Origin of the sequence: Paenibacillus sinopodophylli (genome assembly GCF_005930355.1) — a bacterium.
Classification (GTDB): Bacteria; Bacillota; Bacilli; order Paenibacillales; family Paenibacillaceae; genus Pristimantibacillus; species Pristimantibacillus sinopodophylli.
In genome coordinates, this window is sequence record NZ_VDBO01000008.1 from 164,084 (window position 1) to 172,386 (window position 8,303).

Annotated in this window: 4 protein-coding genes; all 4 read left to right on the forward strand. The window is 42.0% G+C overall.

Annotated features, from left to right (window positions below):
* Window positions 1–79 precede the first annotated feature (79 nt).
* Window positions 80–991 (forward strand): carbohydrate ABC transporter permease, encoded by a 912-nt coding sequence (locus tag FGT79_RS22920; protein WP_138755170.1) that lies wholly within the window; start codon window positions 80–82, stop codon window positions 989–991.
* Between the two features lie 51 nt (window positions 992–1,042).
* Entirely contained in the window at window positions 1,043–1,897 is an 855-nt protein-coding gene (locus tag FGT79_RS22925; RefSeq protein WP_246096566.1) for a carbohydrate ABC transporter permease, read from the forward strand.
* A gap of 435 nt (window positions 1,898–2,332) precedes the next feature.
* Complete coding sequence (locus FGT79_RS22930) at window positions 2,333–6,604, forward strand: helix-turn-helix transcriptional regulator (protein ID WP_138755171.1); 4,272 nt, start codon at window positions 2,333–2,335, stop codon at window positions 6,602–6,604.
* 316 nt (window positions 6,605–6,920) lie between these two features.
* Window positions 6,921–8,303: Ig-like domain-containing protein (locus FGT79_RS31315; protein ID WP_171056389.1), on the forward strand; the 1,383-nt coding region annotated here is incomplete at its 3' end.

Sequence of the window (8,303 nt, forward strand, 5' to 3'; positions counted from 1 at the left end):
GCGTGTTCAAAAAGTCCTTTTGAACAACCTCTCGTCAGCAATCGGCCTGCCTGTCTAAATAACATCAGGAGGGTGCCAGATGGGAGACACCAAGAACCGAACTTCCGACCGGAAGCGGAATGGGAATCGCAGCGAGCAGTGGAGGGCGGCGCTCTTTTTATCGCCCACTTGGGTATTACTTTTGCTCTTTTTCTTTATACCAGGTGCGTTAACCTTTTACTTAGCATTTACGAATATGGCTTTAACTGGGGCTGCGGCTGCCAATACCGAGTTTGTAGGCTTTCAAAACTTTACGTACATGTTTCAGGATGAAACCTTCCGTATCTCAGTGTGGAACACAATCATATTTCTGATTTTCTCAGCCGTTGTCGGCCAGCAGGTGCTTGGCTTTATCATCGCGTTTCTTATGAATGGCCGCAATCGAACCTTCCGCAGCATCATCGGCTCCATTGTTATATCGGGCTGGGTTGCGCCAGAGGTCGTTACCGCTTTTGTATGGTTTGCATTTCTGAATGATACCGGCACAGTCAATGCGATCATTGAAAGCATTGGCTTTGAGCCGATAACATGGTTATATACCTTTCCCATGGTTTCCATCATTATTGCTAACATCTGGCGAGGAACTGCTTTCTCCATGATGGTGTTCCAGACGGCGCTTAGCGATGTTCCGAAGGAAGTCGAGGAAGCAGCTATGATTGACGGCGCTTCTCCGTGGCAGCGACTTGTTCGCATTACAATTCCTATGATTATGAGCTCGGTCGTGACTAACATGGTCCTGATCACGCTTCAGACGCTTGGTTCATTCACCCTGATTTTTGCGCTGACGGGCGGCGGCCCGGGCAATTCTACGGAAACCTTGCCGCTGTACATGTACCATCAGGCCTTCGTCAACTATCAGCTTGGCTACGGAACGGCGATTTCGCTTATCTTGCTCATGATCGGCATTATTGCCAGCCTGGTGTACATGAAGGTACTCAAGGTGAAGCTGTAGCTTCCGCATAGAACACCAAGGCAATTCGCGAAAATTAAGGAGGATGCAACTATGAGCAACGTCAAACGCAAGCGCCCTTTGTTCAACCGCTACATGGCAAATAGGGCGCTGCCCTATATCGTTTTAAGCATCATCGGCGTGTTGTTCTTGCTTCCGCTGCTGTGGCTGGTGTTGGCTTCGTTCGATGCCAACGCCACCTTGCTGCTGAAGCTGCCGGAGCAGGCTACGCTTGGGAATTACACAGCTACTATTACTAGTGCGGAGAATCAGCGGTCCTTCGTCAACGGTCTGATTCTGGCGCTGGGACAAGCACTGCTGGTCGTCGTTACGGCTGGTCTTGCTTCCTATCCGCTGTCTCGGTACCAGCTGCGCTACAAGAAGATGTTTATGTACATCATCTTGTTTGCGACGGGCTTGCCGATTACGGCGGTTATGGTTCCTGTTTATCAATTCTTTCTCTATTTTAAAATCCAAAACTCCCTGTTCTTCACCATCTTGTTCCTTTCGGCGTCCGCTTTGCCGTATTCCATCTGGATGATGAAAAACTTCATGGATTCCGTTCCGGTTGAGCTGGAGGAAGCTGCATGGGTGGACGGCGCGTCTATCTGGACAACATTGCGTCTTGTTATCACGCCGCTAATGCTGCCAGGTATCTTCACGGTTGGCATCTATGCGTTCTCCGGAAGTTGGGGCAACTTCTTGGTGCCGTTCATCTTGCTGCAAAGTCCTGATAAACTGCCTGCGGCGGTTACGATCTATCAGTACTTCGGGCAGAATGGAATCGTGCAATACGGCAAGCTTGCCGCATTCTCTATTCTTTACACGATGCCGGCCGTTATTATGTATATCGTCGGCCAGCGCTTTATGTCCCAAGGCTTCAGCTTCGGAGGAGCTAACAAAGGCTAAGCCTGAGCAGAGAAGATAAAGGCTTCTAATCCCGTCATACCTGTCACGTAGACAATTTTAAAAAAGCTAAGCAGCCAGCGCGCACCGCTATTCAATCGGTGCGCGTTGTTTTCGTTTGGTTTGAAACCAATGATAATTGTAGTATTAGATATAATCTTTCACTGCTTGATGAATTTCTTCTTCGAAAATATATTGTTGAATGTATAACTTCTCTGTCATGAGATGCGAAAAGAAGGATTCGATGTATGCGTTATCTAGGTAGCTTGCTTTGCGAGAGTGACTGTCTTTAACGTTGAAAGCTTCTAATCGATAGTAGCTGTTATATGCTACGGGAATGACCTCGTTCCCAATAAGCTACTGCAAGATAGCTAGCTATAAGTTATAATTAGCCTTGTATGCTTATGATCAAAGCTTCTGGGAGGTTACTAGTTAAGTATGGTCGTTGGACAGAATAAAGTAACATTAAAGGAATGGCTGGGTCGAGACAATAGATCACTCGACGATAAGCTTCAGGCAGCAATAGCTATAACTGAAATGGTCTATAGCTTACATATTCAACAAGAAATAATCGGAACGCTAAGTCCCGATAATATAATAGTAGAAGCAGATGCTACTGTAGTTCGAATAGCAGAAGTTGGTCAGCGTAATGATGCTTATCGCGCCCCCGAACAGACAGGGCGCATTCAATCTGTTCCAGATCGGCGCAGTGATTTGTATACGTTAGGCGTTATCTTCTATGAAATGTTTACGGGATTGTTACCATTTCAGCGACAAGGTGATGAAGACTGGAGTTATGTACATCTTGCTGTTAATCCACTTCATATCTCCAAGATAAGTCCAGGTTTATCTACAGTGTTAGCCTCAGTCGTGATGAAATTACTATATAAAAATACCAATGAACGCTTTCAATTTTCGTATGGACTGCTTTATGACTTAAGGCAATGTGTAGGTAGAACTTCGGAAGTGTCCAAAGAGCATATTATGGTGATTGGTGAGATGGATGCCCTGCGTCAGTTCCGTCATCCTAAACAATTTTGTAGTATGAATAAGGAGCTAGACAAGCTAGAGCAAGCACTACAACAAGTTGAATCTAGGGAAACTGTTGCCATTGTGTTAATAGGTGAACAAGGAACAGGCAAGACATTACTAGTTTCACAGTTTAGTAGTATGGCAAAAGGCAAGGGAGTATTGTGCATAGAAGGCAGTTGTTATGCTGAGAGTCAAAAGGACGCTTATTATTGCTTAAGGCAGGTATTCAGTCAATGGTTTGAGATGTTATGGACCGAAGAGGAAGCTACGATTGCTGCAGCTAAAGGGAAGTTGCAACAGCTTATGGGATCAGACTTGTCATTACTAACAAGCTGGTTGCCGGTTGCTCAATACTTATGGCCAGAGTCCGTCGTAACCTACTCACAAAGTCAGGATCAGCTACTACTTAGACTAGAACGATGGTTGCCAGATATTTTGTATTGTATGACAGACATTTCTGGTCAGCTAGTAGTAATTTTTGATAATGTACAATGGGTAGATGACAAGACTAGAGCATTTTTGAGTAATGTAGTGGACCATATAAAGCATGGTGGTTTGTTGCTGCTCATGTTGGGCAGATTGGAAATAATAGAAAATAATATACATAATAGTACAACGGTTATTAGATTAAATGCGCTGCATTTTGATGAGGTAAGACGTTGGATTTCATTACTGTTGCATGAGGATACTGCTCGTATTCGTATGCTAGCGAAATCTGCTTATGCGCTAACAGGGGGGAATGGAGGAGCGCTTCGACTCTTGCTCGATCAGTGGTACAGTGAGCAAAAGCTCAGCTATAACGAGGAACGGCATGAATGGATGTGGGATGTTGAGCTTCTCGGCCTGAGGGAATCAGATCAAGCTGCCCAATCTCGTCTATGGGAAGAGGGAAGCAAGAGGCTTACTGAGGCGGAGAGGCATATTGTTTCCATTGCAGCTATAATTGGACAGGATTTTGAACTTTCTACTGTGGCAGATGTATGTCAATTATCCAAAGATCAAGTCTTCGACATGTTGAACGCAGTTGAACGTGAGGGCTGGATTTGTGTAGTCGAACAGGATGAAAAAATCATTAACTATCTATTTCTTGATGAGCATGTTCGTCGTGCTTTGTATGAAGAACAGACCAATGATGTAGCAAGCTGGCATTTGAAAATAGGTAGAAGTCTACAAAGGCATGCCATTCATAGGACAGAGGATCAGCAAGCACCTTCCTATATGGACCATTTAATTCTAGGTTCCTCTGAGATGCTAGATCATGAGAGATATCAATTAGTGTTAGATAATGTTGAACTTGGTAAGAAGTATTATGAAGGATATCAATATGCTGAAGCAAAGCGTTATTTTGATTTTGTAGTGTCCCAATTTCAAGACTTGGATGCCGACAACGAGCCCTTTCTATATCAAACTTGGTTATATTTAGCTGTGTGTGAGCATTTATGTGGTGATATTGCAGGCTCGAAGCGACGATATGAAGTTTTAGCAAACTATGTAGATAGACTTGATCCAATAGATCGCGCCCGTTTTTATCGATATCAGATTAATTATTTTACGTTTATTAACGATGAGCTCGCAGTAGAGTATGGGAAAACGGCTTTAGAAGTTTTCGGTTGGAACATGCCTGAGAAATCATCCAAACTATCCTTAGTGAAAGAAATTTTATTGACTCAGAAAGAACTAAGTCGTGTACATAGTAGAAGGAAAACCTTTGTGCACAATGAAGATCCTGAGTATATAGAGCTTTGCCAGACCATTCTTGTCATTATGTTTCCACTATTGAAGACAGATCCTGCATTAATTCTAATTCTATTTGCTAAATTTATTCGCTATGGATTAAAGCGCGGTATAAATGGTTCGCTGTTGTGTATTATTGGTGGCTACGAAATGATCATTCAACGTACAATTCCAAAATTAGTTGACCTAATGCCAACTCGAGCGCTATATACTTTGCAAATTTCAAGTTATGTAAGTTTACCTGTTCAGGAGTATCGGGTCACATATGTAGTAGCACTATATAAGCAGTTAGATCATTATGATGAAACGGCTAGCTACTTGCAGAAAGCAATGCGTCGAAGCATGCGACATGGTGATTCGGTGTTTACTAGTCTCGCTTTGACTACATTTATCGTAACTTATAATGGTAAATTGCAGCTGTTAGAAGATCAGTTGGATGTTATGGAAAGCGATCAACGCTACGTAATTGATCTCAAAATGGCTAGTTTTATTCAATTAGTGAAGCAGTACTGCCAGTCGATGCAAGATGTTGATGTGTTATCACAATTTATCAAGATACCTGAGGGCGAAGATCCTGCCGTGAATGATAATTATATGTGTATCGCGAAGCTAGAGGCTGCTTACTTAGCTGGATATTACCACGAAGCACTGTTTTGGGCACAGGAGGGTAGAAAGCAAGAATTTAATGAAGATTGGATACGAAACCGTAAGCTACGTGTGTATGAAGCATTAGCCTATGCTGCGAGCTATGCGCAAGCAACCTATTCAGAAAAGGCGGACATTGTAAAACTATTGAAGAAACGGATTCATCGTATGCGCAAATGGAATGGCTACTACGGAACGGGGTCCGCTATGCATGTGTTGATTCAAGCAGAAAGCCTTAAGGTTACTGGTAAGTTGAAGGAAGCACATGCCAAGTTTGAAGCAGCTGTCTTACAAGCTAAGAGCGAGAAGCATGGATTGGTAGAAGGAATTACCTGTGAGCGTCTTGCCGTTTATTATGAAGAAACAGGAAGTGAAGCTGGTTCAACTGTATCTCTACTAGATGCATGTACGGCTTACTCAGACTGGGGAATTTCTGCAAAAGTAGATATGCTCAAAGATAATCATCCTCATTTATGGTGGTATCTGCCTAAGCAGAAAACGGGGAATAATGGTTCGAATGAACAACAAGCCTTTGATCATGTCGAGAAAAATCCTACAAATAGCAACTGGGATCAAGATAAAGAAGAGCATTGGCTGCAAGAAATTACAGACTGGTCTGTACGATATGATAGAGATATATTAGAACAATTTCTTCAGATTACACTTCGTCAAGTAGGGGGGGGACGTGGATATATTTTACGATATGCTAACAACAAACTTCATGTTGAAGCCTGCTCTGATCGCAATCAATCTAACACGGAGCAAGCAGATTATGCAGTGTCTGTCGTAAGAAAGGTGCAAGTAAGTCAAAGTCCCATTCTGATAAATTCGTCGTATTTATTACATGCAACTAATGATACGTACATAGAAGGGAATGGTTTAAGTTCCATTATGGCGATACCCATACAACTGCCGAGTGAACAAGAGCCGCTAATTCTATATATAGAAAATCGCAATTTATCATCAGCTTTTGATGAGAAAAGTTTGAATGTGGTTGCATTGATGATTACTCGTCTTGTTTATCTTATACTTTTACAAAACAAAGGGATCGGCAAATCAGATGAAGAACTCAAGTCGTCTTCTGTGGAAATAGAGACGCTTCTCGAACCATTAAGTCATCGTGAGCTAGAAGTGTTAATTACGATTGCTGAAGGAATGTCTAATAAAGAGATTGCTGCAAGCTTGAATATTTCAGAAACAACGGTCAAAAAACATACTTCTAACATATATGGAAAGCTTCAAGTAAAGCGTCGTGGACAAGCAATTGCAAAGGCAAGACAATTACACCTGATTTCATGAGATTTCTACAAAAGTGCATGTTCTGGATGATATATCCTGGAGCGTGCACTTTTCTTTATATCTATTAATGAGCAAACTGCAGGCGATTCAGTTGAACTTGTTTGCGGAATTGGAAGCGAATTTTACTCATTTATAATTTATATCTGAAAATCCCATACATTGTTATTTTTCTAAGGAGCGAGTAGAGAAATTAAGCATATTTTATACGACAACTTGGTGTACTACTACTTTTGAGGGATGTGTTATAAGAGATTAGCACTAATAATAGTAGCAGTTGCTAGATCAACTAGAACTAAATTGGGAGGTAATCTTATTTATGTTTCAAAGAAGTATGAAAAAGTTTCTTCGTAGTATATCAGCAATAATGGCTGTGATTGTGATGCTTTCGGCAATTCCACTTACTGCATCTGCTGCTGATGTTGAATTTACTCCATTGGCTATGAAGATTAGGGCAAATAGTGATGTTTCCTATAATGATGTAGCACCAGGTGGAAGTATTGGTTTAGTTATTGGTTTGTACGATGTATTTATGGCTTCGCCAGGAGGTCTGAAAAAAGCATCCCTAGCTATTGAGTTTGATAATAGTCAATTAGATGCATCTCAATTGGGAAGTACTATTGAATGGCAAAGTCCTTTGAATGGGGACAACTACTCCAAAGACTTTTCAGTTGAGGATAAAGGTAATGGGATTAGTCGAATTATTTTAACTGTTGAGGGAAAGACTTCAGTTGATTTTATCCCCCAGGCTAATGCTCCAGTAGTAAAATTCCGTCTAAATGCTAAGGAATCTGCACAATCAGGAAGAACAATGTTATCGCTATCAGAGGGACATACCATTTATGACAGAAAAGGAGCTCCCGTTCCTTCGGAATCTGTGCTAGGACAGGATTTGAATGTAAACATTATAGAGCAGACGGTAACTAGTTTAAACATCCGTTCAACGCATCCTATATTGTTTGAAGTTGGAAGCGGAGCAGATCTAGGAGCAGCACTGTGGGATTCTAAGCGGGAACCGATCCCTGGATATATATTTCCTGGCTTTGAATATCCGACTAATGCAGAGATTATATGGAGGTCAAATGACCAATCAATCGTAACTGTTGCTGCAAGCGGCAGGGTTACAGGAGTTTCACCTGGTAGAACAATAGTTACCGCCGAATATCGGGGAGTGATTGGTGAAATTGAGGTAACGATTATTAAACCACCAGTGATACTTTCAGTAGCAATTGAACCACAAGAGTTAGTAATGGAAATGGGTGAAGTCGGTAAGAAGTTAAAGCTCATTGCTGCAATGAGTGATGGTTCTACATTAGATATGACAAGTGTTGCTTATATACCAACCTTTATTGATAATAAGATTTATTCCTTCGATTGGGAAGGAAATGTTACAGCAAAATCTGAAGGAACAACAAGCTCCTGGGTATCGATTACAGGTGTAGTAGGACCAGTCTATCCTAAAGTAACGGTAACGCCAAAGTCTGCTGTGCTAGAAGCAATCACTGCAACACCAGCAACGGTATCGTTAATTGCAGGACAGAATCAAGCACTAAGCGTAAAAGCGAGTTATTCCGATGAAAGTGAAACGACAGTTACGCCAAGTGCTGTGTACGGCACAAGTAACAGCGCAGTAGCTACAGTTGATGCGTCAGGCGTTGTACAAGCCGTCAGTGCAGGAAGTGCAACGATCACGATTACCTTT

What these genes read in the sequence shown, in the direction of transcription:
- FGT79_RS22920 (WP_138755170.1), top strand. Translation starts at nt 80, where the DNA reads ATGGGAGACACCAAGAACCGAACTTCCGACCGGAAGCGGAATGGGAAT.
- FGT79_RS22925 (WP_246096566.1), top strand. Translation starts at nt 1,043, where the DNA reads ATGAGCAACGTCAAACGCAAGCGCCCTTTGTTCAACCGCTACATGGCA.
- FGT79_RS22930 (WP_138755171.1), top strand. Translation starts at nt 2,333, where the DNA reads ATGGTCGTTGGACAGAATAAAGTAACATTAAAGGAATGGCTGGGTCGA.